The organism is Mongoliimonas terrestris (assembly GCF_001927285.1).
Taxonomy (GTDB): domain Bacteria; phylum Pseudomonadota; class Alphaproteobacteria; order Rhizobiales; family Pleomorphomonadaceae; genus Chthonobacter; species Chthonobacter terrestris.
The window spans coordinates 369,959-396,180 of sequence record NZ_MSIG01000001.1 but is presented as its reverse complement, the minus strand read 5'-3'; the positions used below and the strand labels follow the sequence as shown (position 1 = coordinate 396,180).

Genomic DNA, 26,222 nt, shown 5'->3' with positions numbered 1-26,222 from the left:
GGCGTCTAGCTTCGATCCGCGATCGGCCGGCTTGCGACGACGGCAGAGGCGCGCCCGCTCAACCGGATCCTCGCGAGGCCGATCATGCGCTCACCGGCAAAACCCCAGGCGAACCGCCCCGCCGCGACGCGTCCGCGGACCCGGGCGGCGACGGACGCGGCCGGGTCGCGTGTCGTGCTGCCGAAGATCGCCGACGTGGCGGCGCGGGCGGGCGTCTCAACCGCCACGGTCAGCCGCGCCCTCACCCGGCCGGACTCGGTGAGCGCCGACAAGCGCGACCGGGTGCTGGCGGCCGTGCGGGAGCTCGGCTACACGCCGAACGCGGCCGCGCGAAACCTGCGCGCCGGGCGGACCAACATGGTGCTGGTGGTGGTCGCCAAGCTCGCCAACCCCTTCTTCGCCGGCGTGGTGCGCGGCGCCGACGAGGCGCTGGCGGCGGCCGGATTCGGCATGATCATCGGCGATCTCGACAACATGCCCGACCGGGAGCATCGCCTGGTGGACCTCGCCTTCGCGGGCCACATCGACGGCGCGCTCATCCTCTCCGGCCGGGTGCCGCGGAACGGTGCCCGCACCATGGGGATGGCCGCCCTGCCCATGGTGGGCGTCTGCGTGCCGACCGACGATCCGCAGGTGCCGGTGGTGATGATCGACGACACCGCCGCCGCCCGGCTGCAGGTGGAACACCTGGTCGGTCTCGGCCACCGGCGGCTGCTCTACCTCTCCGGCCCGAAGACCAACGGCAACGAGGTCGCCCGCTGGCGCGGCTTCAACGCCGCGGTGGCGGCCGCCGGGCTCGACCCGGCCGCCATGGTGCGGGTGGAGGGCGACTACACGTTCGGGGCGGGTGTCCGGGGCGCCGAGGCCTGGCTCGGCCTCGACCCCGCCGTCCGCCCGACCGGCGTCGTCGCCGTGTCGGACGAGATGGCCATCGGCTTCATGCGCCGGCTCGGCGAAGCCGGGGTCCGGGTGCCGGAAACGGTCTCGGTGGTGGGCTTCGACGGCATCGACTTCGCGGACTACTGCGCCCCCCGGCTCACCACCATCCGCCAGCCGAGCCGCGAGATGGGGAGCGAGGCGGCGCGCCGCCTCGTGCGCCTGATCGGCGGCGCGGTGATCGACCCGACGCCGCACGTGCTCGCCGCCAGCCTCCGGGCCGCCGAGAGCACGGCGCCGGCCACACGCCTGCCGGACGCGGCCGGCTGATCGCCCGACGGCGCGACGGCCGGCGTCGGGTCACGCTTGACCCTTGGGCCCGGTCGGATCCGCCGGTTCGGCACCGACGACGTCGGGATCTGGCGGCCGTCGCCCGTGTGTCGGACCGGGCCGGTCAATCGATGAGATTGTCTTACATTCAGGGCTTATAAACTGAACTGACTGCATCCTCCCCGCAAAGTCGTATCCGAGAGCAACGTTTCGGGGTGGGTGGGCTGATGAAAATACAGGGAAAGATCTTTTCCATCGTCGGGGTGATGGGCCTGGCGGTGCTGGCGACGGCCGCGATCGGCCTTTCGTCTCTCCAGACCATGGACCGGCAGATGCTGGCCTTGGACAGCTACGCCCAGCGGGCCTATCACGCGGAGAAGGTGATCGGCGCGATCACCGCCGTCAACGCCGCCAACCGGGGCATCACCTCGGCCCGCAACGCCGAGGAATCGGCCGACTACCTGGAGGAGGCCCGCAAGACCACGGCCGCGCTCCTCTCGGCGGTCGACGACTGGCGCGCCGTGGTGCCGCCGGAGGATAGGGCGACCTTCGAGGCGGTGGCGACCGACGCCAAGGCCTATGTGGCTCTTCGCATGGAGCTCGCCGAATTCGGCGCCCGCGAAGGGGCGGCCGCCGGCATGGCGCGCCTCAAGGAACCGAGCGTGCGCGCCAACCGCCAGGCGCTCCAGGCGAGCCTTTCCAAGAACATCGACCTCATCCGCAGCAACCTCGATCCGCTCCGCGCCGAGAAGGAGGCCGCCCAGGCCACCGCCATGGCAACGCTCCTCGGCTCCGCCGTCGCGGCGCTTCTCCTCGGCGTCGGCATCGCGGCCTGGATCGGCACCTATTCCATGGCCCGGCCGCTGACGCGGGTGACCGACACGCTGCGCCGCATGGCCGACGGAGACCTCGCCGTCGACACCCGCAGCCCGGCGCGCCGCGACGAGATCGGCCAGCTGTGGCAGGCGACCGAGCGCTTCCACGTGGCGCTGACGGCCGCCGAGCGGATGAAGGGCGAGCAGGCCGAGGCGGCCGCCAGGGCCGCCGACCAGAAGAAGCAGCTGATGGCCCAGGTGGCGGCCGAATTCGAGCAGGCGGTGGGCAGCGTGGTGCAGACCGTCTCGTCCGCCGCCACCCAGCTGGAAGCGGCCGCGCGCGAGCTCTCCAAGACGTCCGACCAGACCTCCTCGCAGCTGGTCACCGTGGCCGGCGCGTCCGAGGAGGCGTCCGCCAACGTGCAGACCGTGGCGTCGGCGGCCGAAGAGCTGACCGCGTCGGTCGGCGAGATCGGCCGGCAGGTGTCGGAATCGGCCCGCATCGCCACCACGGCGGAGGCGAGCGCGGCGGAGACCTCCGACAAGGTCCAGCGGCTTTCCACCGCCGCCACCCGGATCGGCGACATCGTCGGCCTGATCACCACCATCGCCGAGCAGACCAACCTCCTCGCCCTCAACGCCACCATCGAGGCGGCGCGCGCGGGCGAGGCCGGCAAGGGGTTCGCCGTGGTGGCCCAGGAGGTGAAGAACCTCGCCACCCAGACCAGCAAGGCCACCAACGAGATCGCCGCCCAGGTGGCGGAGATCCAGACCTCCACCAGCGAATCGGCCAGCGCCATCTCGGGCATCACCGGCGTCATCAAGGAGCTGAACGGCATCGCCGCCATGATCGCCGGCGCGGTGCGCGAGCAGGGCTCGGCCACGGTGGAGATCGCCCGCAACGTCCAGGAAGCCTCGGAGGGCACCGCCCAGGTGTCGGAGGCGATCGAAACGGTGAGCCGCGCCGCCAAGGCCTCCAGCGCGGCGTCCGGCGAGGTGCTGGCGTCGGCGCGCGATCTCGCCCGCCAGAGCGAGCTCCTGCGCGGCGAGGTCGCCAAGATCCTCTCCACGATCCGGGCGGCCTGACGGCCCGAAGCCGGCCCGAATGCCGGCCGGCCGGCCGCTTTCGAGATCCGGCGCCATCCCCGGAAGGGCCGAGGCACACCCGCCTCGGCCCTTCGTCGTTTCGCACTTGCGAAAGTGTTAAGCGCTTGCTTAGCTGGCGGCACGACGGGATGGAAGAGGACGCCGCCGATGGCCGCCAAGCCGATGCACCTTGCCTGGTTCATGAACTTCACGCCGGACGAGTGGCGCGAGCCGTTCGGCCAGGGCGGCTACCCGTGGGACGGGCGCTTCTACATCGAGATGGCGCAGACGCTGGAGCGGGCCTGCTTCGACTACATCATGATCGAGGACAAGCTCATGGTGCCGCAGACCTATGGCGGCTCCCGCGACACCGCGCTGAAGAACGCCATGATGGTGCCGAAGCACGACCCGGCACCGCTCGCCACCGCCATGGGCATGGCGACGTCGCGGCTCGGCGTGGTGGCGACCCTCTCCACCATGGCCTACCCGCCCTTCCTGCTCGCCCGCCTGTGCTCCACCATCGACAGCCTGACCCGCGGCCGCTTCGGCTGGAACATCGTGACGAGCGCGGAGGATCTCGCGGCGAAGAACTTCAGCATGGACAAGCTGCCGCTCCGCGAGACGCGCTACGAGATGGCCGAGGAGTACATGGAGGTCGTCAACAAGCTCTTCGCCAGCTGGGAGCCGGACGCGGTGGTGCTCGACCGGGAGAAGGGCGTCTACGCCGACCCCGCCAAGGTCCACACCATCGACCACAAGGGCAAGCACTTCCAGGTGCGCGGGCCGCTGAACACGGTGCCCTCGCCCCAGGGCCGGCCGGTCTACGTGCAGGCGGGCGCCTCGCCGCGCGGGCGCGACTTCGCCGCCCGTTTCGCCGACAGCATCATCTCGGTCGCCTCCGGCGTTGCCGAGATGAAGGCCTTCCGGGACGACATCCGCGCCCGCGCGATGGCGGTGGACCGGGATCCGGACGACATCAAGGTGCTGTTCTGCATCACCCCGACCCTCGGCGAGACCGAGAACGAGGCGCGGGAGAAGTATCACCGCCAGCTCAATGCCGACCATTTCATCGTCGACACCCTGTCGTCCATCTCGGCCATCACCGAGATCGACTTCGCCCGTTTCGACCTCGACAAGCCGCTGCCGGAGAAGCTGGTGACCAACGGGGAGTCCGGCACCCTCGACAAGTTCCAGCAGTGGGGCAGCGGCAAGACCCTCCGCGAACTGGTGGTCGACGGCGGAGGCGGGCTGGTGTCGTCTGTGGAGCTGATCGGCACGCCCGACCAGGTGGCCGAGCGCATGGGCGCGGTGATGGACGAGGTGGGCGGCGACGGCTTCCTCATCACCACGCCAGTGCTGCGCGTCAGCCGGCGCTATCTGGTGGAGATCGCCGACGGGCTAGTGCCGGCCCTGCAGAAGCGCGGCCTCGCCCGCACCGCCTACCGCCACGACCTGCTGCGCGACACGCTGCGGGAGTTCTGAGCCGGGGTGCCGATCCGGTGCCGCGGATGGCCGGCGGCTTCGTGTCGCCGGCCGGCAGGCGCAGCCGTTTCAGACCCCAAAAACGACAAAAGCCGCGGCGAACCGCGGCTTCTGGATCGAGGAAACTGGAGCGGGCGAAGGGATTCGAACCCTCGACCCCAACCTTGGCAAGGTTGTGCTCTACCCCTGAGCTACACCCGCACCGCCCGTTTCCCGGGGCTCCGTTGCCGGAGCGAGGCGTATATGAACCAGATCGGAGGCGATTGCAACAGGGAATGTGAAGGCCCCGCGACGGTCCGCGGCAGGCCGCGGAAAACCGGCGCGGCGCCCACGCCGGCGCGACGGCCATCCCGTCCGGCCGGTTGGCCTTGCCGCCCGAACCGGATTAGAAGACGGGCGAACGCCCTTCGCCATGCCTGCCGAGGACCCCGATGCCGACGACCACGGACGCGCTTTTCGCCTATCTGGACAGCCTCTCCATCCCGCACCGGACCGTGGAGCACCCGCCGCTCTTCACCGTGGAGGAGAGCCAGGACCTTCGCGGCGACATCCCGGGTGGCCATTCCAAGAACCTCTTCGTCAAGGACAAGAAGAGCCGCCTCTTCCTCATCACCGCCCGCGAGGACGCCAGGCTCGACCTCAAGGCCGTCCATACGGCGATCGGCGGCTCCGGGCGGGTCTCGTTCGGCTCCGGCGAGCTGCTGGAGGAGGTCTGGGGCGTGAAGCCGGGCTCGGTGACCCCGTTCGGCGCCATCAACGACACCGAAGGCCGCGTCACCGTGGTGCTGGAGAAGGCTCTGATGGCATTCGACCCGGTGAACTTCCACCCGCTCCGCAACACCGCCACCACGGCGATCGCCCCGGCCGACCTGATCCGCTTTCTCACCGCCACCGGCCACCCGCCGCTGGTCACGGATCTGCCGCTCGCCGCGGAGGCGTGAACGGCGGCGCGCCACCGGGGCGCGAACCGCCCCGGCACTGGAATTCTGCCGACGAGCATTTGTCTTCCGGCCGGATTCACGCCAAATAAGGGCCGACGACCGACGGCCAGGACCCACGGGCGGGTGCGGGCGCGCCGGCCCCCTTTTCCATGACGATTGCGGATGGCACCCATGAGCGGACCCACCTTCACCTTCGGCACCAGCTATGGCGATCCGGCGCCCGCGCCCGCCAAGCCCGCCGGCGATCTCATCAAGGACACCACCACCCAGACCTTCGCCAAGGACGTGCTGGAGGCCTCCCGCGAGGTGCCGGTGCTGGTGGACTTCTGGGCGCCCTGGTGCGGCCCCTGCAAGCAGCTCACCCCCGTCCTGGAGAAGGTCGTCAAGGCGGCCGGCGGCGCCGTCAAGCTCGTCAAGATGAACATCGACGAGCACCCGCAGATCGCCGGCCAGCTCGGCATCCAGTCCATCCCGGCGGTGATCGCCTTCAGCCAGGGCCGGCCGCTCGACGGCTTCATGGGCGCCCTGCCGGAAAGCCAGGTGAAGCAGTTCATCGAGCGGGTGGCCGGTCCGGTCGGACCGAGCGACGTGGAGCAGCTCCTGGAGGCGGCCGCCGGCGCGCTCGCCGAGAAGGCCTTCGAGCAGGCGGCCGAACTCTTCATGGCGGTGCTGCAGGAGGACCCGGAGAGCGCGCCGGCCCTCGGCGGCCTCGCCCGGGCGCTGATCGGCGTCGGCCAGCTCGACGATGCCCGTGCGGTGCTCTCCCGCGTGCCGGCGGCCAAGCAGGCCGATCCCGCCGTCGCGGGCGCGCGCGCCGAACTGGAGCTCGCCGACCAGGCGGCCAAGCTCGGCGACATGGCCGAGCTGGTCCGCAGGGTGGAGACCCACCCGACCGACAACGACGCCCGTTTCGAATTGGCCCTGGCGCTCAACGCCCGCGGCGAGCGCCAGCAGGCCGCCGACCATCTGGTGGAGATCGTCAAGCGCGAGCGCGGCTGGAACGACGAGGCGGCCCGCAAGCAGCTGGTGCAGTTCTTCGAGGCCTGGGGACCGGTGGACCCGGCGACGCTCTACGGCCGGCGCAAGCTCTCGTCCGTGCTGTTCGCCTGAGACGGCGTGCGGGGTCGCGGCGGGGCGCCGGCGTTGCCCCGCGGCGGTCTGTCAGCGCTGCCGCGGCGGTCCGTTAGCGCTGCCGCGGCGGTCCGTTAGCGCTGCCGCGGGCTGGGCGGCTCGTCTCCGCCGCGCCGCGACCTATATGCTGCAAAGGGGTGCGGAGGCCCGCACCGGTTACCACAGAAGGACGACGACGGCGCCATGATGGTCGGCAATGGGCGATACGAGAGAGCCGACGACCTGCCCCGGGAGATCCCGGTGTTCCCGCTCAGCGGGGCCCTGCTTCTTCCGCGCGGGCAGTTGCCGCTCAACATCTTCGAGCCGCGCTACCTCGCCATGGTGGACCACGCCCTGGCGACGGACCGGCTGATCGGCATGGTGCAGCCGCGCTTCGACGAGGGCGTGACCCGCCCCGGCACGGACCCGACGCTCTGCGGCGTCGGCTGCGCCGGCCGCATCACCACCTTCAGCGAATCGGGCGACGGCCGCTACCTGATCACCCTGACGGGCGTCGCCCGTTTCCGTGTGGAGGAGGAGGTGCGCTCCGGGCGCCTGTTCCGCATGGCGCGGATCGCCGCCGAGCCCTTCGCCGGCGACTTCCTCGCCCGCGCCGGGGAGGGCGAGGTGGACCGGCCGGCACTCCTGAAGGCGCTGGAGGCCTTCTTCGAGGCCAACAACCTGGAAGCCGACTGGGACAGCGTGAACCGGACCCCGACGGAGGCCCTGGTGAATGCCCTTTCGATGATGAGCCCGTTCGGCCCGCCGGAGAAGCAGGCCCTTCTGGAAGCGCCGGACCTGAAGACCCGGGCCGACACGCTGGTGGCCATCACCGAGGTCGCGCTCGCCCGCCAGAAGGGCGGCGAGACGCCCCACCTGCAGTGAGGACGCCGTCCATGTCCCTCCCTCCGTCCCTCGGCAACCGGCAGGCCGGCGCCATCGATCCGAAGCTCCTGGAGATCCTGGTCTGCCCGCTGACCAAGACCACGCTGGAATGGCGCTCCGACCGGCAGGAGCTGATCTCCCGCTCCGCCCGCCTCGCCTATCCGGTGCGGGACGGCATCCCGATCATGCTGCCGGACGAGGCCCGCAGCCTCGGCGACGACGAGTAGAGCTGGGTGTTCTCCTCGGTTCCGGTGATCGGGCGGACCTGACCGGTCTTCCCTCGCCGCCAAGGGTCCGGCCAACCGCTGACCCGATCGATCGGCTTGCCGACCCGGTCGGTCAGCCCGGCGATCCGGTCCCGGTGATGGCGGCCTGAAGGGCCGCTTCGGCGGCCGGGCCGGCGGGCGCGATGCGCAGACCCTTCACCCGCGCGGTCGCGCCGCTTTCAAGGCTCACGCACGCCCGCGGCACGCCCGCGGTCGCCGCCACCAGGGCGACGAGCGCGGCATTCGCCTTGCCGTCCTCCGGCACCGCCCGCACGCGGGCCGTCGCCACCACCCGCCCGTCCGCCAGCGTGACCGATCCGGCGAGCGCGTCCCGCCCGCCGCGCGGCGTCAGGCGCACGGTGAGGTGGAGCGCGTCGCCCGTCCGGACGAGCGGGCCGGTCGTCGGCCCGCTCAGAACAGGGCGGCCGGGTAGAGGTAGCGGACGATGATCTGCTGCAGGAGGAAGATCCCGAGCAGGAGCACGATCGGCGACAGGTCCAGCCCGCCCATGGACGGCAGCAGCCGCCGGATCGGCCGGAGCAGCGGCTCGGTCATCTGGTGGAGCGCGTTGCCGATCATGGCGACGAACTGGTTGCGCGGGTTGACCACGTTGAAGGCATAGAGCCAGGAAAAGATCGCCGCCCCGACAATCACATAGGTATAGAGCTGGAGGGCGAGCAGAACGACGTCGAGGATGGCGAGCATGGGCCACGTTCGCTGGAGATGAAGCTTCTTCCGATGTAGCCGCCCGGTCGCGGCGCCGCAACCCTCGCAGCGTGCGATCGCCGCCGCTGGGCCGTTCGGGCGCGCCGAAACGGGCGTGGCGAAGCGCTTGACAGGACCGGGTCCGCTCCCCTAAATGCGCCCACCTGGACGGGGCCGTAGCTCAGATGGGAGAGCGCTGCAATCGCACTGCAGAGGTCAGGGGTTCGATTCCCCTCGGCTCCACCAGGATTTCCCAGCTCTCTTAGTCATCATCCGCGCCCCCGGCGCAGCCGTTCCGCGTCGAAAGCCCCGGCGAATCGACGGTTCGTTTCGCCGCACTGGTGCGTGGCACGTGCGGCGCGTGAGCCGGCGGCGGCTTGGGCGAGGCGGATCATCGTGGCGGGGGCGGGGTGCCGCGGGGCGGCGCCTGGCGACCAAGGGACGCCGCGCCGAACGGGCGCGGCGATCGACCTCGGGTCGGCCGGCCGGCAGCCGCGCTCCCTACGCAGAACCAGATGGGAGCGGCCGGCACCGAAGTCCGGTCTAGACCGACGACGCAGAACTTCCGTCGGCCAGACGTAGAACATCATGGAAGGGTTGTGATTCCGTTTCGCCCGGCGGCTGGAATCCTGCGCCAAGCCTTGCGGCGGCGTGCCGTTTCGGGACGTCAGCCCGTGTTCGCGGGGGCCGGTGTCGCCGCCGCGTCCGCCGAAGGGGTCGCCGTGGCGGCCGGCGTATCCAGCCAGAGCGCCAGGAAGCGGTCCAGCCAGTCGCGGATCGGGGCGTCGTGCATGTGACGGCCGCGCACGTGGTCCGAATGGGCCTGGGCACCGGGCAGGAGCAGCCGGTCGGCGGCGCGCACGCACCAGCGGTTCATCATGGCGAAGGTGAGTTCCGGGTGGAACTGGATGCCGAACGCCTTCGGCCCCACCCGGATCGCCTGGTTGGGGAAGAGATCGCCGCTTGCCAGGAGGTCGGCGCCCGCCGGCACGTCGAAGCCCTCCCGGTGCCATTGGTAGACGTGGGCGGGCCAGTCGAGGAGGGCCTGGCCGACCGGGGTCGGCGTCAGCGCGTAGTAGCCGATCTCCGTCATGCCGGCCGCGTGCGGCCCCACCCGGCCGCCGAGGTGCTTGGCCAGCATCTGGGCGCCGAGGCAGATGCCGAGATAGGGCTTCTCCTCCTTGAGAGGGACAGCAAGCCAGTCGATCTCGGTCTTGACGTAGTCGTCGCCGTCGTTGGCGCTCATCGGGCCGCCGAAATAGATGGCGCCCGCGTGCGCCGCCATGGTGGCGGGCAAGGGATCGCCGAACCGGGGCCGACGGATGTCGAGCCGGCAGCCGAGGCGTTCCAGGGCGTGGGCGACCCGTCCCGGGCTGGAGGTCTCCTGATGCAGGACGATCAGGACCAAGGGACGGTCGTCGGGTGAAGGCGGCAGGGCGGAAGTCAAAGCCTGGGCGATTCCAAAAAACGACCCGCGTACCGCATCAGACGGTCCGCGCGGCGTCAAGCTTGCACCAGCGGGTCAGGAGTTCGCAAGCCGTCCTTCGATGCGCTTGCGTAGCCGGATGCGGTCGCGGGAGGAGACGCCGAGCAGTTCGGCCACCCGCCAGACGATGTTGTCCTCGAACTCGTGCACGCCGCCGTCGGCGAAGACGATCTCCCACATCATCTCGATCACCCGCTCGCGGCCCTCGTGGTCGAGCGTGCGCTTCAGGACGCTGGTGTAGCCGTAGAGGTCCACCGCCTCCTGGTCGCGGCGCCTGGCCTCGTCGATCAGGTGGTCGGTTTCCGCCCGGGTGAGACCGTAGGCGGCGGTCAGCGCCCGGCGCAGCTGGTCGCGCTCGCCGGGCGACACGTCGCCGTCGACCGCGATGGTGTGGACGAGAAGGGCGGCCGTCGCGAGCCGCTCGTCCATGGCGTCCTCGTCGTCCGGCCGGGGGCCGGCAAGGTCGTTGAGGAAGGACTTCAGGGCGTCGAACATGCGCGTCGGATCCTGGTGGACATGGAGGGTAGACGCCCGACCGTCCGGTTGCGTTCCGGCGCAACGGTGCCGTCCGGGTCGGACAAGGCGGGTCCGAGGGGTCCGGTTGCCGGGCGGGCGCTGTTGCCCTCAAGATCGGGCCGCCGCCCGCCGCCGGCAAGCGGCCGCCGGGTCACGTTCCCGTGCACCGGACCCGCGTGTCGCGACAGCGGCGGGAATGCCACGGTGCGCCTTGGCCTGCCGATGATCGGTCTTACCGGAGGGATGGTGGTGCCGCAGAAGGGACTCGAACCCCCGACCCCATCATTACGAATGACGTGCTCTACCAGCTGAGCTACTGCGGCGCCGGCCTTTCGGGCGTGTCCGTCCTTGAACGACGGGCCCGGACCGAGCCCCCGGCGAACCGGCGACTTCGGGCGGTTGATAGCCGCAACGCTTTCCGATTTCAAGCGGAGATCGTCGCGGCCGGTTGCGGCCCGTCGCGGCCGCCCGGGGCCGTCAGCCGAACACGCCGGTCCGGACGCGGGGCTTCGGCGTCTCCACATCCTCCGCCGGGCCCGGATCGTCCGGCCGGAACGGCAGCGGATATTCGGTCATCCGGCCCTTGTCGCCGTTGGCCGCCGGCCGCGCCGCCGCGCGCCCGCCGTCGGCGGGGCCGTAGATCGGCAGCGGCAGCCGCGTCGGCAAGGGACCGCCCGGATTGGCCGAGGGGGTCAGCGAGAAGTAGACCGGCGCCGCGGCGGGGGTTGGCGCCGGCTTGACGCCGTCGGTCTTCGGGGACGCCGCGGCCGGGGCGGTCGCGACGGCGGCGGCCGGAGCCTGAGGCGCCGGCGCCGGGCTGGCGGCCGGTTCCACCGCGGCGGCCGGCATCGGAGCCGGTTCCGGCTCCGGCTTGCGGTCGCGCGAGGCCGGCGGGGTCGGTGTCGGGTCGTCGCCGGGCGGGATCGGCAGGGCGGGCGTCTCCAGCGGCAGGGCGGCGCGCTCGGCAAGGTCGGAACCGTCCAGCTCCGTGGCGCCGCTGTCGCTGGAGACCGGCACGCGCCACTCGAAGGCGTCGAGGCGGCCGGTCACCGGCGAGATCGGCTGCCAGCTGTCGGCCACCACGCCGTCGGCGGTCCAGGCCTCGTCGCGCGGCGCCCTGACGGCGCGGGACAGCCACTCGCGGACGCGGCCCCGATCGCCGTGCTCGGCCTCCTCCAGTTCCGCCATCATCAGGCAGATGCGCTGGGTCGGCGCCTGGCGGAGCGCCCGGGCCAGCTGCTCGCGGGCAAGCGGGAAGTCGCGCACGTCGAGCGCCGCGCGGGCGACGGTGACGGCGCCCTCCGGATGGTGGGAGCGCAGGCCGGCAAGGGTGCGGGCCCGCTTCAGCCGGTCCTGGCCGCTGTCGCCGGGGCGGACGCGCAGATAGGCGTCGGCGAGATCCGGGTGCGGGCTGAGCTTCCAGGTGGTCTCCACCACCCGGGCGGCCTTGCGCGTGTCGCCGAGGCGCGTGAGCACCCGGGCGGCCGTGGTGGCGGCCGGCACGAAGTCCGGCGCCAGGCGATGGGCCTCCAGGGCGAAGCCGCGCGCCTTCTCCGGCTCGGCGTCCTCCACGTCGAGGGCGCGGGCGGTGAGGAGCACGGCGCGCAGGCGCCGGGACTCGGACTTCTCCACGAGGCGGGCGCTGGCGCTCTGCTCCAGCGTGGCGAGGGCGGCGCCCCAGTCGTGCTCGCCGGACTGGTATTCCATCACCGCCGTGGCGGCCCAGGGCACGCCGGGGGCGATGCGCTGGGCCTCGCTCGCATAGTGGCGGGCCGCTTCCGGCTCGCCGTTGCGGTTGGCCTCGATGAAGAGGCCGCGCAGGCCGAGAAGCTGGGTCTCCGGGTCGTCCAGCATGCGGGTGAAGGCCGCGCGGGCATCGTCGCGCCGGCCTTCCAGCTGGGCGGTCTGCGCCTCAAGGAGCAGCACCAGCGGCTCGCGGGCGATCAGCTTGCCGGCCTCGCCCGCGTAGCGATGGGCAAGGCGGGTGTCGCCGGAGCCGACCGCAATCATGCCGCGGGAGAGCGCCTGGTAGCCGCGGTCGCGCCGCCGGGCGCGGAAGAAGCCGCGCACCGCGTTCGGCGTGTGGACAACGCCGGCGATCACCTTCCAGAGGACGATCGCGACGAGCGCGAACACCAGGAGTGAGACGACCACCACGCGAAGCGGCGGCGCCATCGCGCCGCCCGGCCAGTTGATCGCCACCTGGATCGGCACGCCGCCGAGCCAGTCCAGCAGGAACACGGCGCCGAACAGGACCGCGATGCCGATGAGAACACGAATCATGAGCGTGCCCTTCCCTCTCTCAATCTGCGGTCTGGGTCGCCTGCGGCTGCAGGCGGCTCATGGTCTGGTCGGCGAGCGCCGCGACGGCGCTATCCACCGCGACGCGGGCGTCGAGGCGGCTCTTCCAGTCGGCGGAGGCGGTCTTGGCCCAGTCGGGCAGGCCCTCGTAGGCCGCCGCCGCGCCGGCGAGATCGCCGCCGTTGAGGGCGGCCTGGGTGGCGTCGAGTGGGGCCGACAAGGGGTCGGTCGCGGTCTCGCCCGCCTCCCGGTAGTTGACCAGCGACTTGGCGCCGTCCACCACCCGGTCCCAGACGCCGACGTTCGGGTCCATCGGGCGGGCGTCGAGGATGCGGTCCACCGGGAAGCCGTTGACGAGCTCCGACGTGGTGGCGACGCCTGTCTCCGCGTGCGCCTCCAGCGGGCCGAGGTCCGGCAGCTCAGTGCCGGTCTGGCGGATGACCGCGAGGTCGGTGGCGAAGGGTTCGCCCGACGTCACCTTGGAGGCGAGCGTCGTCACGGCGAGCGACAGGGCCGCCACGCTGGCGGCGTCCGGCTGGTTGGCGAGCGTGGTCTCCAGGCTCTCGATGCGGCCGGTCAGCGGGTCGACCGTCTCGCGGAGGCCCGAGACGCTGCTCTCCACCTCGCCGCGAAGGTCCGCTGCCGCCGTGTCGACGCGGCCGGTGAGGTCCCGGACGGCGCCGTCGAGCTGGCCCTTCAGCTCGCCGACCGAGCTGTTGAGGGTGCCGAGCCGCTGGGTGACGGTGCCCTCCAGCGACCCGAGCCGCTGGCCGAGCGTGGTGTCGAGCGCGGCGAGCCGCTGGCCGAGCCCGTCGAGCTCGGTCTGCAGCGCGTCCACCCGCGCCGGGTCCACCACCGGTCGGGCGGCGGCGGCGTTCAGCCGCTGCAGGGTGTCGCGCTGGCCTTCCGCGCCGGACCGCAGCGCCTCGACGGCGGCGGCGAGTTCGTCGAGCCGGGCGGTCGGGTCGGCCGGGATGGCGCGTGCGTCGACGGCGGAGAGCTGCTCGCCGAGGCGGGCCACGTCGTCGCGCACCGGCGCGAGCCCGTCGATCGCCTCCCGGAGAGCCGCCACCTCGCCCTGGAGCGTGGCGATCGCCGGATCGGAGCCGGACGGCAGGCCGCCGACGCTGGTCTCCAGGGCGGCGAGACGCTCGGCGACGGCCGGATCGGTGGCGGGCGCGCTGCGGGCGGCGGCGAGCTGGCTGTCGAGCTCGGCGATGCGCGTCTGCAGCGACGAAAGGGCGGCCGGGTCGGTGCCGCGGCCGAGATAGGGGTCGAGCACGCCGCTCGCCAGAAGGCCGGCGCCGCCGGCGAGCGTCACCACGCCGCCGAGAAGGGCCGCCGCGAAGGCGCCGAGGCCGCCGGAGCGCCGTTCGGGCGTCCGGGGCGGCATCGCGGCGGCCACCGGCGCGTCGGTGCCGCGGGATGGGCCGGTCGTGGATCCGAGGCCGGAAGGTCCGGACGACCCCGCGGCCGCGGTGCCGGTCTTCGTGCCGGCCGCCGAAGCGCTGGTCGTCGACCCACCCGTCGGCGAGGCGGCGGGCGATGGGGAGGAAGTAGGGGAGGTCGGAGTGGATGGGCTCTTCACGGCGTCGTCCTTGCCCGCGGTGGCGGTCGCCGCCTTGGCGCCCGAAGCACCGGCGGTCGAGCCTGCGGCCGGGCCGCCGGCCGCGGTGGATCCGGTCGATGTGGATCCGGCCGATGTGGATCCGGCCGAAGCCGGGCCGGTCGAGGCCGGGCCGATGGGTGCGGGGCCGGTTGCCGTCGCGCCGGTCGAGGCCGTGCCCACCGTCGTGCCGCTTCCAGCCGGGGCGCTTCCGGCCGCGGGGCTCGTCCCGGACGACGGGCCCGCTCCGGTGGCCGGGCTCGGGCTCGGGCCCGCCGGGGCGCCGGGGGCGTCGGACGCGCCGGGTGGCGTCGCCACCTCGGTCGCCTTCAGGTCGAGCGTGGTCGGCTTGCCCTTCCGCCGGTCCTTCGGATCGAACGTGCCAGGGCCGCCCGGCCCGGATTTCTTGTCGTCGGTCTCGGATGCCATGGCCGTCCGTTCCTCCGTCTGGTCCCGCGACGGCCCGTTCGGCGTCGCGTTGAATGCTTGGTCTTGGGGCCCCGAGCCCGCGCCATTGTTTTCGACCCGGTCGCGAAGCGCAACCGCGGCCTTGATGAGACTTTCGCCGTCGGGTCGCTCCGCCACGACGAGGTGGGCGAAAACGTCCCGGATCGGCGCCGCGACGGCAGCCGACAGGGCGATGATCGCCGGTCGTGCCGCCGGCACCTGGAATTTTGCCGACGTCCAGCAACGCAGCAGCGCCTCGGCGGTTCGGGCCGAGGCGACAATCGCCCCGTCGACGGTTCCGGCGGCGAGGCTGCGGGCCGTTTCCGGGTCGAACCGGTCGGCCTGTTCGGCCCGGTAGACCTCCACCACGTCCACCACGAAGCCGTCCGCGGCGAGCCGGTCGTCGATCCCGCCGGCGCGGTCGCGCCCGGCCAGAAGCACGAGCCGCCCGGCCTCCGGCCGGCAGCGCTGCCGCACGGCCGCCACCAGCGCGTCGGCGTCACCGTCCGCATCCGTCACCGACGCGAAGCCCGCGGCGCGGGCCGCTTCAGCCGTCCGGCTGCCGACCGCCACCACCGGCGTCGCCCGCGCCAGCATGCCGGCATCCGCCCCGGCCACCACGTCGGCGGCGGCGGGGCTCGACATCAAAAGCGCCTGGATCGGCGCCGGGCCGATCGCCGCCAGGGCGCCCGGCTCCGGCACGATGGTCAGGAGCGGCGCCGCCTCGGCCGCGATGCCGAGATCTTGAAGCGCGCGGACCGTGCGGCTCGCCTGCGGCTCCGGTCTGAGCACCAGGACCCGCATGGGGTGTCAGGCTCCCGGCACGTCGGCGAAGAAGTCCGGCCCGCCGAGCGCCTTCAGCCGCGCCCCGAGCCCGGCGCCGAGGGCCGCCGCGTCGCCCGGGCGGCCGGTCACGTGGCCGTCGTGGGCACTCACGCCGTCCGGCGTCAGGATGAGACCGTAGAGCGCCAGGGTGCCGCCGTCTGCCGACAAGGTGGCGTGGCCGGCGATCGGCGTGCGGCACGAGCCGTCGAGGGCGGCGAGAAGCGCGCGCTCGGCGACGAGGCAGACGCCGGTGTGCGGATCGTGGATGGCGGCGAGCAGCGCGTGGATCCGCCCGTCGCCGGCCCGGCTCTCGATGCCGATGGCGCCCTGGCCGACGGCGGGCGGAAAGCCGTCGAGCGGCAGCACCTCGGTGGCGACCCCCTGCATGCCCATGCGGTTGAGCCCGGCGAGGGCGAGCAGCGTGGCGTCCACCACGCCCGCCTCCAGCTTGGCGAGGCGCGACTGCACGTTGCCCCGGTAGGTGACGACCTGAAGGTCCGGCCGCATCCGCCGCACCAGCGCCTGCCGGCGAAGCGACGCGGTGCCGATCACGGCGCCCTCCGGCAGGTCCGCGAGGCTGCGGTGGCGGGTCGACACGAACACGTCGCGCACGTCCTCGCGCGGCAGGAAGTGGTCGAGCACCAGGCCGTCGGGCAGCGCCGTCGGCATGTCCTTGGAGGAGTGGACGGCGAGATCGATCGAGCCGTCGATCAGCGCCTCCTCGATCTCCTTGGTGAAGAGGCCTTTGCCGCCCACCTCGGCGAGCGGCCGGTCGAGGATGCGGTCGCCGGACGTCTTGATCACCACGATCTCGAAGGCCGGCGCGTCCGGCCCGAGCGCCGTCGTCAGCCGTTCGCGGACTTCATGGGCCTGGGCGAGCGCGAGCGGGCTGCCGCGGGTGCCGATGCGGACGGGATTTGATTGCACGGGCGGGCGTCCAGATGATAGGGGGCGGGGCGGGCGACGCGTTGGCCGGTATACGCCGGACGCGGCGCAAACGAAAGACGTCCTCTCGCACGGCACCCGACCGGGAAGCGTCCGAAGGCCATGATCCTGCAGTCCACCCCCGCCGGCCATCCGCCGGACCCCGCGGCCGCCGAGACCCTGGTGCTCGGCCTGGAGACGAGCTGCGACGAGACCGCCGCCGCCGTGGTGGCGCGCGACGCCGCCGGGCGCGGCCGCATCCTCTCCAACGTGGTGCTGTCGCAGATCGAGGCGCACGCGGCCTTCGGCGGCGTGGTGCCGGAGGTGGCGGCCCGCGCCCATGTGGAGGCGATCGACGGGGTGGTGCGGGCGGCGCTCGCCGAAGCGGGTGTCGGCCTTGCCGCCATGGACGCGGTGGCGGCGACCGCCGGTCCGGGGCTCATCGGCGGCGTGCTCGTCGGCCTCACCACCGCCAAGGCGCTCGCCTTCGCGTCCGGCAAGCCGCTGATCGCCGTGAACCACCTGGAGGGCCATGCGTTGACCGCGCGGCTCACCGACGGCGCGGCCTTTCCCTATCTGCTCCTCCTCGTCTCCGGCGGGCACACCCAGATCGTCCGCGTCGACGGGGTCGGGCGCTACCGGCGGATCGGCACCACCATCGACGATGCGCTCGGCGAGGCCTTCGACAAGACCGCCAAGCTGCTCGGTCTCGGCTATCCGGGGGGCCCGGCGGTGGAGCGGGCGGCGGCGGCCGGCGACCCGGCGCGCTTCGCCCTGCCGCGCCCCATGTTCGGCCGCAAGGAGCCGGACTTCTCCTTCTCCGGCCTGAAGACGGCCGTCCGCCTGGAGGCCCAGGCGGCGGCGCCCCTCGGGCCGACGGACGTGGCGGACCTCTGCGCCGCCTTCCAGGCGGCGGTCGCCGACGTGGTGGCCGACCGGGTCGGCCGGGCGCTCGCCGCCTTCTGGGCCGACACGGCCGGCGAAACCGCCGGTCCCACTGGGCCGCTCCTCGTGGTGGCCGGCGGCGTCGCGGCCAACCGGGCGATCGCGGCGCGGCTGCGCACGCTCGTCGCCGCGGCGGGCGCGAGACTGATCGTGCCGCCGCCGGTGCTCTGCACGGACAATGGGGCGATGATCGCCTGGGCGGGCGCGGAACGGCTCGCCCTCGGCCTCGTCGACGGCCTCGATGCGCCCGCCCGGGCGCGCTGGCCGCTCGACGGGGACACGGCGCCGGTGGTCGGCCACGGCCGGCTCGGCGCCAAGGTGTGACGGAAGGGATCCGGCCGACGGGCGGCAACCGCCCGTCCAGGCCCTTCGATCGGAAGCGATTTCGTCTCGCCCTGGCGCTCCCGTCCGGTCGAGATGCGGGCTTCGATCGCCACGACGGAGTGTTCTGACGGATGACGACGATCGGTGTGCTCGGATCCGGCGCCTGGGGTTCGGCGCTGGCCCAGACGGCGGCGCGGGGCGGCGAGACCGTGCGGCTGGTCGGCCGCGACCCCTTGGTCGCAACGCGTGTGAACACCCGCCACGAGACCCCGCACCTGCCGGGCATCCGCCTGGAGCCGGGCGTTCGGGCGGACACGGACCTTGCGGCGCTCGCCGCCGTCGACGTGGTGCTTCTCGCCGTGCCGGCCCAGGCGACCCAGGCCCTGATGGCCTCGCTCGCTTCGGTGCTGAAGCCCGGCACGGTGGTGGTCTCCTGCGCCAAGGGAATCGACCGGTCCACCGGGCTCCTCGTCGCCGAGGTGATCGCCGACGCCTATCTGCGCGGACCGGTGGCGGTGCTCTCCGGGCCGGGCTTCGCCATGGAGGTGGCGGCCGGCCTGCCGACGGCGGTCAGCGTGGCGGCGGAGGACCGGGTCCTTGCCGAGGCGCTCGCCCGGCGTCTCGCCCGGCCGGGCTTCCGGCCCTACGCGACCGGCGACGTGACCGGCGTGCAGCTCGGCGGCGCCCTGAAGAACGTGTTCGCCATCGCGGCCGGCGTGGTGGCCGGGCGCCGGCTCGGCGCCAGCGCGGAGGCGGCGGTGATCACCCGCGGCTTCGTGGAGATGCGCCGGCTCGCCGCCGCCTGGGGGGCGAAGAGCGAGACCCTGATGGGGCTCTCCGGCCTCGGCGACCTCGTCCTCACCTGTCGCTCCGTCCAGTCGCGCAACTTCGCCCTCGGCGTGGCGATCGGCGAGGGGCAGGACCCGGCGCGCTTCGGCAAGCTCGCCGAAGGGGCCTTCACCGCCGGGATCGCGCTGGAACGGGCGGTGGCGCTCGGCATCGAGGCCCCGATCCTCACCGCCGTCGCCGACGTGGTGGAGGGCCGGATCACCGTGGACGGCGCGGTGGAGCGGCTGTTGAGCCGCCCGTTGAAGCGCGAGGACGTGATCTGACCGGCAACCGATCGGCGGCGCGGCTTCGACCGCTTCGGCGCGTCAGGCGGGCTTCGCCGGCTTCTCTGCCGCCTTGTCGGTCGCCTTTTCCGGAACCCGCTCCACGGCTTTCTCGACCGCCGCCCGCTCCGGACCGGGCCGGTCGGCCGGAGCCGGCGGTATCGCGCGCGGCTGCACCGGGATCACGTCCACCTTCACCTCCAGCGAGTGGTCGCCGGAAGCCACGATGATGCCCTGGAGCGGCGACACGTCCGCGTAGTCGCGGCCGAGGGCGAGCACGATGTGGTCCTCGCCCGCCGGGATGCCGTTGGTCGGGTCGAGGCCGACCCAGCCCACTTCCGGCCCGCACCAGACCGCCGCCCAGGCGTGGGTGGCGTCCGCTCCTTCCAGGCGCGGCCGGCCCGGCGGCGGGTTGGTGCGCAGGTAGCCGCTCACATAGCGGGCCGGCAGGCCGAGCCCGCGCAGGCCCGCGATCATCACGTGGGCGAAATCCTGGCAGACGCCCCGGCGGGTGGCGAAGGCCTGGTCGGGCCGGGTGGAGGTGTCGGTGCTGCCCGGCGCATAGCGGAAGTCGCGCTTGATGCGGTTCATCAGGTCGCTCGCCCCTTCCAGCACGGGCTGGCCGGGCGGAAAGCTCTTCGCCGTCCAGGCGGTGATGGCCGCGTCGAGGTCCACCTTGCGGGACGGAAAGACATAGTGGGCCGGCGAGTCCGGGCCGAGGTCGTCGCTTTCGAGCGCCAGATCCGCCACGGCCTCGAAGGCCGGCGTCAGGCTCGGCAGCAGCGGTTCGGGCGCCAGCACCTGGATGCGCGCGCGCAATTCCACCACCAGGAGGTCGTGCGGGTGGTCGAGGGCGAAGCTGGTGATGCGGTTGCCGAAGAAGTCGGTCGCCTCGGCCCGCTCGGCGGGCGCCGGATCGATGCCGAGGCTCGCCTTCAGCACGGTCTGGCCCGGCTGGTCCGTCGGCGTCAGGTGCGCCACGTGGCGGGAGAAGGGGATCACCGAGCCGTAGTCGTAGGTGGTCACCTGGCGGACGTCGTAGATCATCGATCCCTGCCCCCTTGGGCGCTCCCTGAGCGCCCGGTTCACCCTTCGGCGTTCGGTGAACGCCTTGTTGCTCAGCCGAGCTCTTCCGGCAGGTCCTCGGACGGGGCCTGGCGGAAGAAGCGCTCGGAAATGCCCTCCGAGAGGCGGAAGAGATCGTTGGCGACCCCGTCCAGATGGGCGATCGCCATCTCCTCCACCGGCAGCGTCTCCAGGTCGGCGGAGAGCTGCTTGGCGGCCCGGAGCACCGGCACCGGCCGGCCGTCCACGGTGGTGCCGGGCAGCGTCTGGAGGTAGTCGAGCATCCGGTGCACCTGGAAGGCGACCGAGCGCGGGTTGTTGCCGTCGAGCACCAGGAGGTCGAGCACCGGCACCCGCGAGGGGGTCACCACGTAGCGGGACCGGTAGGTGATCTGGCTGTCGCCGAGCTCCAGCATCACTTCCAGGGCCCCGGCGGGCGCGTTCTCCTCGCCGAACTGGCGCACGAAGCGGGCGGTGTGCACGGCCCGCTCGATGCGCCGGCCGAGCTCCAGGAACCGCCAGCCGATCAGCCGGTTCATGTTCTCCGCCGCCAGTCCCGAATAGGCGGCGAGCAGGCGGAGCGCGTCGCTGGCCAGATCGAAGGCCTGGCCGGGGGTCATCGGCCGGTCGCCGGCGTCCTCGAAGCGGGCGGCGATGTCGGTCACGGTCTGGAAGGTGTCGGGCGCCAGCCGGTCGCGGATCACCGCGGCGGCGGCGCGCGCCATGGCGGTCGTCTGCGGCAGGGCGCCGATGGCCGACCGGTCGGTCAGCACCGCGATGGCGAGCCGGGCGGCCGGCAGCGTCTCGCTGCCCTCCGGCAGGGCGCCGATGCGGCGAAGGAGCAGCACCAGCCGGTCCACCAGCGGCCGGTCGGCGCCGACGCCGCCTTCAGCCACGCGGCCGAGGAGGGCGCGCACGAGCCGGAGCGTCGCCTCGGTGCGCTCCAGGTAGCGGGCGAGCCAGAAGAGATTGTCGGCCGCCCGGCTCGGCAAGGTGCCGGTGGTCCGGCGCACGCGCACCCGCTCGGGCGTCGGCAGCAAGGTCGTGGTCTCGTCCACCGGACCATCGCCCAGCACCCACACGTCCGAGGCGCTCGCGCCCTGCTGCAGCGACACGAAGCGCGCGTCGGTGGAGCCGGAGATGCGGCAGAAGCCGCCCGGCATCACCGCCCAGTCGTCGGTGCCGACGGCGGCGAGGAAGAGGCGGAGCACGAAGGGGCGCGGGGTCAGCTTGCCGTCCTGCCACACCGGCATGGTGGAGAGCTTCACCGCCTCCTGGCCCACCACGTCCATGCCGCGCCGATGCGCGATGGCGAGGAAGGTCTCGCGGTCCTTCTCCGACAGCGCGGAGCCGAGGAGGGTGCGCACGCCGGGCAGGCCCGGGATGGTCGGCTCGAAGGCCGGCGCCACCACCATGCTGTCGAGGTTCTTCACCACGATGTCCCGCTCGCGCGGCTGGCCGCACCACCAGGTGGCGAGGTTCGGAAGGATCAGATCCTCGCCGAGGATGGCGCGGGCGAGCGCCGGCATGAAGCCCATCAGGGCGCGGCTCTCCACCACGCCGGAGCCGAGCGCGTTGGCAACCGTCACGCCGCCCTCCCGGATCGCCTGCACGAGGCCCGGCACGCCGAGGCGCGAGGCGGTGCGCAGTTCCAACGGGTCGGCGAAGTCGCCGTCGAGCCGCCGCCACAACACGTCCACCCGCTTCAGGCCGGAGACGGTGCGCACATAGACCTCTCCGTCGCGGACGGCGAGGTCGCCGCCTTCCACCAGAAGGAAGCCCAGGTAGCGGGCCAGATACGCGTGCTCGAAATAGGTCTCGTTGAGCGGGCCGGGGGTGAGCAGGCCGACGCGCGCCTCGGCCCGGGCGTTCAGCCGGGCGAGCTCGTCGCGGAACGACTGGAAGAAGGCGGCGAGCCGCTCCACGTTGAGCGAGCGCACCGTCTCCGGCAGGGCGCGGGAGAGGGCGATGCGGTTCTCCACCGCGTAGCCGGCGCCGGACGGCGCCTGGGTGCGGTCCGACAGCACCCACCAGGCGCCGTCCGGGCCGCGGCCGATGTCGACCGCGTAGAGGTGTAGGTGCCGCCCTCCGGGGGGCGGCAGGCCGACGAGCGGGCGCAGATAATCCGGGCTGCCCGAGACGGCGGCGGCCGGCAGCACTCCGTCGCGCACCAGCCGGCCCTCGCCGTAGAGGTCGCCGAGGATGGCCTCGGCAAGGCGCGCGCGCTGGATCACGCCCTCCTTGATGGCGTACCACTCGCGCGCGCTGATGAGGAGCGGCACCGGAGCGAGCGGCCACGGGCGCTCGCCGCCCGACGGGTCGTCGTAGACCCGGTAGAACACGCCGGAGCCCTTCAGGTGCCGGTCGGCGGACGCGAAGGCGTCGACGAGCTGGCTGCGGCTCAGCGCGCCGAGTTCGTCGAGGAAGCGCCCCCACGGCTCGCGGAGGCTGCCGTCCGGCCGCATCATCTCGTCGAACACGTTAGCGAGCGGCTTGTAGGCGGCGAGCATCTCCTTCAGCCAGGGCGCGCGGGCGCTGCCCGGCGCGGGCGTGCGGGGGAGGGGCGTGGGATTCTGCTTCTGCGTCATGAGGGACCCGGATGAGAGCGCGAGCGTAGCCGGTCCCGGCATCGGATCGGAAGAAACTTTTGGACCTTGGTGGAGTCCGCCACCGCCGGTTCCGCGCGGGTCGGTCCCGACTGCCCGGCCCGCCGATCGTGCGGGGCAGCGCCGGCCGGGCAGCTCGTCGAGCCGCCCGGCCGGGTGTGGCGCGCGGCGCCGGTCAGATCCAGGCGGGGCGCCGGAGGTCGAGCGTCGCCGGGAAAGCGCCCGGCCGCTCCTCCGGCGGCGCCTGGATGGAGCCGACCGAGTGGCCGTGGTCCTGGAAGCGGGCGAGCCGGCGGGCCTCCGCCTCGTAGGCGTTCACCGGATAGGTGTCGTAGTTGCGCCCGCCCGGGTGCGCCACGTGATAGACGCAGCCGCCGAGCGAGCGGCCGGTCCACTGGTCGATCACGTCGAAGGTCAGTGGCGCGTTCACCGGCAGCACCGGATGGATGCCGCTCGCCGGGTGCCAGGCCTTGAAGCGCACGCCGCCGACGAAGCCGCCGTTCTGGCCGGTCGCCAGCGTCGGCACCCGCCGGCCGTTGCAGGCGAGCACGTGGCGGGACGGGTTGAAGCCGGTCACCTTGGCCTGGACCCGCTCCACCGAGCTGTCCACATAGCGCACGGTGCCGCCGATCGCCCCTTCCTCGCCGGTCACGTGCCAGGGTTCCAGGGCGCCGCGGATCTCCAGGCTGACGCCCTGGCGCTCCACGGTCCCGAAATAGGGGAAGCGGAACTCGCGCTGGGCGTCGAACCAGACCGGGTCCATGGGATAGCCGGCCCGCTTCAGGTCGCCGATCACCTCCAGGAAGTCGGCCCAGACGAAATGCTCCAGCATGAAGCGGTCGTGGAGGTCGGTGCCCCAGCGGGTGAAGCCGCCGGTCTGCGGCTCGTCCCAGAACCATGCGATCAGCGCCCGGAGGAGCAGCTGCTGGGCGAGCGACATGCGGGCGTCCGGCGGCATCTCGAAGGAGCGGAACTCCACGAGGCCGAGCCGGCCGGTGGGCCCGTCCGGCGAGAACAGCTTGTCGATGCAGATCTCCGACCGGTGGGTGTTGCCGGAAACGTCGACGAGGAGGTTGCGGAACAGCCGGTCGACCAGCCAGGGCAGCGGCGCCCAGCCTTCGCCCGGCCGGGGCACCTGGGCGAGCGCGATCTCCAGCTCGTAGAGCTGGTCGTGCCGGGCCTCGTCCACCCGCGGCGCCTGGGAAGTGGGGCCGATGAAGAGGCCGGAGAAGAGGTAGGAGAGCGACGGGTGGCGCTGCCAGTAGAGCACCAGGCTCTTCAGAAGGTCCGGCCGGCGCAGGAACGGGCTGTCCTCCGGCGTGCCGCCGCCCACCACCACGTGGTTGCCGCCGCCGGTGCCGGTGTGGCGGCCGTCGACCATGAACTTGTCGGTGCCGAGCCGGGAGAGCCGCGCCTCCTCGTAGACGCCGGTGGTGATTTCCACGCAGTCGCGCCAGGAGGCGGCCGGGTGCACGTTGACCTCGATCACGCCGGGGTCCGGCGCCACCCGGATGACCCCGATGCGCGGATCCCACGGCGGCGCATAGCCCTCGATGTGCACCGGCAGGCCGAGCTCCTCGGCGGTGTTCTCCACTGCGGCGAGAAGCTCCAGGTAGTCGTCGACGCCGATCACCGGCGGCATGAAGACGCAGAGCCGGCCGTCGCGCGGCTCCACCGCGATGGCGGTGCGCACCGCGCCGGCGCCCGTCATCCACTGCTGCACGCGCGGATCGTCCGGCGTCACCTCGTCGGAGCGCCGGTAGACCTGGTGCATGGCCTCCGGGTCCGGCAGGTCCGGGCGGGGCGCGAAGGTGTCGCGTTCGACGACGTACGGATAGGCGGCCGGCGGCACGTAGGGAAGGCCGCCGAGGGGCAGCCGGTAGCCGACCGGCGAGTCGCCCGGGATGAGGAAGAGCCGGCCGCGGCGGAACGACCACTTCTCCGACACCCAGCCCTGGCCCGCGCGGGTCTGCCAGCGCTGGATCGGCATCACGTAGCCGGTCGGCGCGCCGAGGCCGCGCTCGAACACCCGGGCGATGCGGGCGCGCTCCTCCGCGCTCTCCAGCTTGCTGTCGTCGGTGGTGACGTTCTCCGGCAGGCCCTGCTCCTTGATGATCCAGTGGCCCGGATCCTCGTAGGCCGGAATGGCGAAGTCCGCCGGGATGATGAGCCGCCGGGCGATGCCCTTGAGGAGCGACCCGGCGTCCTCGGCGCCGACGCCGGTCGGCCGGTTCTCCCGCGCCACGAGGTCCAGGTTGCGCCAGATCGGCTTGCCGTCCTTGCGCCAGTAGAGCGAGAAGGTCCAGCGCGGCAGGCTCTCGCCCGGATACCACTTGCCCTGGCCGTAATGCAGGAAGCCGCCGGGCGCGAAGCGGTCGGCGAGCCGGCGGATCAGCGTGTCGGCGCGCCAGCGCTTGGTCGGGCCGACGGCGGCGGTGTTCCACTCGGCCGACTGGTAGTCGTCGATCGACACGAAGGTGGGCTCGCCGCCCATGGTGAGGCGCACGTCGCGCGCCTTCAGGTCCGCGTCCACCCGGTCGCCGAGGGCGACCAGCCGGTCCCAGGCCTCCTCGGCGAAGGGGTGCGTCACCCGGGGCCGCTCGTCGATGCGGGCGACCGCCATCTCGAAGCCGAACTCCACCTTGGTGTCCGGCGCCCCGGCGTAGCCGCCGCTGATCGGCGCGGCCGACATGTAGTGGGGCGTCGCCGCAAGCGGGATGTGGCCTTCGCCGCAGAGGAGGCCGGACGTGGGGTCGAGGCCGATCCAGCCGGCGCCCGGAATGTAGACCTCGCACCAGGCGTGGAGGTCGGTGAAGTCCACGGCGGTGCCGGCCGGGCCGTCGAGGGCCTTCAGGTCGGAGGTGAGCTGGATCAGGTAGCCGGAGACGAAGCGCGCCGCGAGGCCGAGGTGCCGGAGCAGCTGGACGAGCAGCCAGCCGCTGTCCCGGCAGGACCCGGAGCGCCGGCCGAGCGTCTCGTCCGGCGTCTGCACGCCCGGCTCCATGCGGATCTCGTAGCCGATCTCCTCCTGCAGCCGCTGGTTCACGCCGACGAGGAAGTCCACCGTCGGCGTCAGCTTGCGCGGCACCGCCGCCAGATAGGCCTTGAACAGGTCGCCCTCGGACTCGCGCACCAGGTAGGGGGCGAGCTCGATGGCAAGGTCCGGCGCGTAGGTGAAGGGGAAGTGCTGGGCATAGTCCTCGATGAAGAAGTCGAACGGGTTGACCGTCGCCATCTCGGCGAGGAGGTCCACGGCCACTTCGAACTCGCTCGTCGGTTCGGGAAACACCAGCCGCGCCAGCCAGTTGCCGTGCGGGTCCTGCTGCCAGTTGATGAAGTGGCCGTCCGGCTTGATCTTCAGCGCGTAGGCCGGGACCTTGGTGCGGCTGTGCGGGGCGGGTCGCAGGCGGACGACCTGGGGGCCGAGGGAGACCGGCTTGTCGTAACTGTACCGGGTGACGTGGGTCAGCTTCGTCAGGATCGCCATTGCAAAGGGCAGCCTTCAGCTACTCGGGAGGGCGGCATTACACGACACTTGCCGGCCGGACGGAAGCCCGCGCGCTGGGCAT

Annotated in this window: 19 protein-coding genes and 3 tRNA genes; 10 read left to right on the top strand and 12 right to left on the bottom strand. The window is 72.8% G+C overall.

Annotation, left to right across the window (positions count from 1 at the left end; genetic code table 11):
- The first annotated feature begins 84 nt into the window (after positions 1-84).
- From BUQ68_RS22725 to BUQ68_RS01625, 3 genes are all read left to right on the top strand, one after another.
- Positions 85-1,206 carry a LacI family DNA-binding transcriptional regulator gene (locus BUQ68_RS22725; protein ID WP_095407254.1) on the top strand — a complete coding sequence of 374 codons (1,122 nt, stop codon included), beginning with the start codon at positions 85-87 and terminating at the stop codon, positions 1,204-1,206.
- A gap of 227 nt (positions 1,207-1,433) precedes the next feature.
- Positions 1,434-3,107 carry a methyl-accepting chemotaxis protein gene (locus tag BUQ68_RS01630; protein WP_075214175.1) on the top strand — a complete coding sequence of 558 codons (1,674 nt, stop codon included), beginning with the start codon at positions 1,434-1,436 and terminating at the stop codon, positions 3,105-3,107.
- Between the two features lie 168 nt (positions 3,108-3,275).
- Positions 3,276-4,589 (top strand): NtaA/DmoA family FMN-dependent monooxygenase, encoded by a 1,314-nt coding sequence (locus tag BUQ68_RS01625; RefSeq protein WP_075214174.1) that lies wholly within the window; start codon positions 3,276-3,278, stop codon positions 4,587-4,589.
- 126 nt (positions 4,590-4,715) lie between these two features.
- Here BUQ68_RS01625 and BUQ68_RS01620 read toward each other — a convergent pair.
- Positions 4,716-4,790: transfer RNA gene (locus tag BUQ68_RS01620), tRNA-Gly, on the bottom strand.
- A 230-nt stretch (positions 4,791-5,020) separates the two neighbouring features.
- On the opposite strand from BUQ68_RS01620, the gene BUQ68_RS01615 reads away from it, so the two are divergent.
- From BUQ68_RS01615 to BUQ68_RS01600, 4 genes are all read left to right on the top strand, one after another.
- Entirely contained in the window at positions 5,021-5,530 is a 510-nt protein-coding gene (locus BUQ68_RS01615; protein WP_075214173.1) for a prolyl-tRNA synthetase associated domain-containing protein, read from the top strand.
- Positions 5,531-5,701: 171 nt separating this feature from the next.
- Entirely contained in the window at positions 5,702-6,640 is a 939-nt protein-coding gene (gene trxA, locus BUQ68_RS01610) for a thioredoxin (RefSeq protein WP_083656085.1), read from the top strand.
- Between the two features lie 204 nt (positions 6,641-6,844).
- Positions 6,845-7,525: an LON peptidase substrate-binding domain-containing protein gene (locus BUQ68_RS01605; protein WP_342586973.1), complete on the top strand. Its 681-nt coding sequence runs from the start codon at positions 6,845-6,847 to the stop codon at positions 7,523-7,525.
- 11 nt (positions 7,526-7,536) lie between these two features.
- Positions 7,537-7,752, top strand: coding sequence for a Trm112 family protein (locus tag BUQ68_RS01600; RefSeq protein ID WP_075214172.1), 216 nt, complete (start codon positions 7,537-7,539; stop codon positions 7,750-7,752).
- Between the two features lie 112 nt (positions 7,753-7,864).
- Here BUQ68_RS01600 and BUQ68_RS01595 read toward each other — a convergent pair whose 3' ends face one another.
- Positions 7,865-8,206, bottom strand: coding sequence for a DUF167 family protein (locus tag BUQ68_RS01595; RefSeq protein WP_075214349.1), 342 nt, complete (start codon positions 8,204-8,206; stop codon positions 7,865-7,867).
- The gene (locus BUQ68_RS01590; RefSeq protein WP_075214171.1) at positions 8,203-8,496 is read right to left on the bottom strand and encodes a YggT family protein; all 294 of its coding nucleotides are present in this window, start codon (positions 8,494-8,496) and stop codon (positions 8,203-8,205) included. Before BUQ68_RS01590 ends, BUQ68_RS01595 begins: the two co-directional genes overlap by 4 nt.
- A 170-nt stretch (positions 8,497-8,666) precedes the next feature.
- Here BUQ68_RS01590 and BUQ68_RS01585 point away from each other — a divergent pair.
- A tRNA-Ala gene (locus BUQ68_RS01585) sits at positions 8,667-8,742 on the top strand.
- Between the two features lie 421 nt (positions 8,743-9,163).
- On the opposite strand, the gene BUQ68_RS01580 is transcribed toward BUQ68_RS01585, so the two are convergent.
- The 6 genes from BUQ68_RS01580 to hemC form a co-directional block, all read right to left on the bottom strand.
- A complete protein-coding gene (locus BUQ68_RS01580; protein ID WP_075214348.1) occupies positions 9,164-9,931 on the bottom strand; it encodes a glutamine amidotransferase in 768 nt (255 codons plus the stop codon).
- Between the two features lie 87 nt (positions 9,932-10,018).
- Positions 10,019-10,477 carry a tellurite resistance TerB family protein gene (locus BUQ68_RS01575; protein ID WP_075214170.1) on the bottom strand — a complete coding sequence of 153 codons (459 nt, stop codon included), beginning with the start codon at positions 10,475-10,477 and terminating at the stop codon, positions 10,019-10,021.
- 268 nt (positions 10,478-10,745) lie between these two features.
- A tRNA-Thr gene (locus tag BUQ68_RS01570) sits at positions 10,746-10,821 on the bottom strand.
- Positions 10,822-10,975: 154 nt separating this feature from the next.
- Positions 10,976-12,781 (bottom strand): heme biosynthesis protein HemY, encoded by a 1,806-nt coding sequence (locus BUQ68_RS01565; protein ID WP_075214169.1) that lies wholly within the window; start codon positions 12,779-12,781, stop codon positions 10,976-10,978.
- A 19-nt stretch (positions 12,782-12,800) separates the two neighbouring features.
- Entirely contained in the window at positions 12,801-15,656 is a 2,856-nt protein-coding gene (locus BUQ68_RS01560) for a uroporphyrinogen-III synthase (protein ID WP_075214168.1), read from the bottom strand.
- A 6-nt stretch (positions 15,657-15,662) separates the two neighbouring features.
- Positions 15,663-16,604, bottom strand: a complete 942-nt coding sequence (gene hemC / locus BUQ68_RS01555; RefSeq protein WP_075214167.1) for a hydroxymethylbilane synthase — start codon at positions 16,602-16,604, stop codon at positions 15,663-15,665.
- 120 nt (positions 16,605-16,724) lie between these two features.
- Between hemC and tsaD the strand changes: the two genes are divergently transcribed.
- Both tsaD and BUQ68_RS01545 read left to right on the top strand, forming a co-directional pair.
- Positions 16,725-17,870 (top strand): tRNA (adenosine(37)-N6)-threonylcarbamoyltransferase complex transferase subunit TsaD, encoded by a 1,146-nt coding sequence (gene tsaD, locus BUQ68_RS01550; protein ID WP_075214166.1) that lies wholly within the window; start codon positions 16,725-16,727, stop codon positions 17,868-17,870.
- A 131-nt stretch (positions 17,871-18,001) separates the two neighbouring features.
- Positions 18,002-18,982 carry an NAD(P)H-dependent glycerol-3-phosphate dehydrogenase gene (locus tag BUQ68_RS01545; RefSeq protein WP_075214165.1) on the top strand — a complete coding sequence of 327 codons (981 nt, stop codon included), beginning with the start codon at positions 18,002-18,004 and terminating at the stop codon, positions 18,980-18,982.
- A 42-nt stretch (positions 18,983-19,024) separates the two neighbouring features.
- Here BUQ68_RS01545 and BUQ68_RS01540 read toward each other — a convergent pair whose 3' ends face one another.
- From BUQ68_RS01540 to BUQ68_RS01530, 3 genes are all read right to left on the bottom strand, one after another.
- Positions 19,025-20,029 (bottom strand): transglutaminase family protein, encoded by a 1,005-nt coding sequence (locus tag BUQ68_RS01540; RefSeq protein WP_075214164.1) that lies wholly within the window; start codon positions 20,027-20,029, stop codon positions 19,025-19,027.
- 71 nt (positions 20,030-20,100) lie between these two features.
- Complete coding sequence (locus tag BUQ68_RS01535) at positions 20,101-22,635, bottom strand: circularly permuted type 2 ATP-grasp protein (RefSeq protein WP_095407252.1); 2,535 nt, start codon at positions 22,633-22,635, stop codon at positions 20,101-20,103.
- A 193-nt stretch (positions 22,636-22,828) separates the two neighbouring features.
- Positions 22,829-26,140 carry a transglutaminase family protein gene (locus BUQ68_RS01530; protein WP_075214163.1) on the bottom strand — a complete coding sequence of 1,104 codons (3,312 nt, stop codon included), beginning with the start codon at positions 26,138-26,140 and terminating at the stop codon, positions 22,829-22,831.
- Between the last annotated feature and the right edge of the window lie 82 nt (positions 26,141-26,222).

Coding starts and splice junctions, on each gene's coding strand:
- BUQ68_RS01605 (WP_342586973.1), top strand. CDS start 6,845: ATGATGGTCGGCAATGGGCGATACGAGAGAGCCGACGACCTGCCCCGG.
- tsaD (WP_075214166.1), top strand. CDS start 16,725: ATGATCCTGCAGTCCACCCCCGCCGGCCATCCGCCGGACCCCGCGGCC.
- BUQ68_RS22725 (WP_095407254.1), top strand. CDS start 85: ATGCGCTCACCGGCAAAACCCCAGGCGAACCGCCCCGCCGCGACGCGT.
- BUQ68_RS01560 (WP_075214168.1), bottom strand. CDS start 15,656: ATGCGGGTCCTGGTGCTCAGACCGGAGCCGCAGGCGAGCCGCACGGTC.
- BUQ68_RS01575 (WP_075214170.1), bottom strand. CDS start 10,477: ATGTTCGACGCCCTGAAGTCCTTCCTCAACGACCTTGCCGGCCCCCGG.
- BUQ68_RS01625 (WP_075214174.1), top strand. CDS start 3,276: ATGGCCGCCAAGCCGATGCACCTTGCCTGGTTCATGAACTTCACGCCG.
- BUQ68_RS01590 (WP_075214171.1), bottom strand. CDS start 8,496: ATGCTCGCCATCCTCGACGTCGTTCTGCTCGCCCTCCAGCTCTATACC.
- BUQ68_RS01565 (WP_075214169.1), bottom strand. CDS start 12,781: ATGATTCGTGTTCTCATCGGCATCGCGGTCCTGTTCGGCGCCGTGTTC.
- BUQ68_RS01540 (WP_075214164.1), bottom strand. CDS start 20,029: ATGATCTACGACGTCCGCCAGGTGACCACCTACGACTACGGCTCGGTG.
- BUQ68_RS01600 (WP_075214172.1), top strand. CDS start 7,537: ATGTCCCTCCCTCCGTCCCTCGGCAACCGGCAGGCCGGCGCCATCGAT.
- BUQ68_RS01615 (WP_075214173.1), top strand. CDS start 5,021: ATGCCGACGACCACGGACGCGCTTTTCGCCTATCTGGACAGCCTCTCC.
- trxA (WP_083656085.1), top strand. CDS start 5,702: ATGAGCGGACCCACCTTCACCTTCGGCACCAGCTATGGCGATCCGGCG.
- BUQ68_RS01630 (WP_075214175.1), top strand. CDS start 1,434: ATGAAAATACAGGGAAAGATCTTTTCCATCGTCGGGGTGATGGGCCTG.
- BUQ68_RS01545 (WP_075214165.1), top strand. CDS start 18,002: ATGACGACGATCGGTGTGCTCGGATCCGGCGCCTGGGGTTCGGCGCTG.
- BUQ68_RS01535 (WP_095407252.1), bottom strand. CDS start 22,635: ATGACGCAGAAGCAGAATCCCACGCCCCTCCCCCGCACGCCCGCGCCG.
- BUQ68_RS01530 (WP_075214163.1), bottom strand. CDS start 26,140: ATGGCGATCCTGACGAAGCTGACCCACGTCACCCGGTACAGTTACGAC.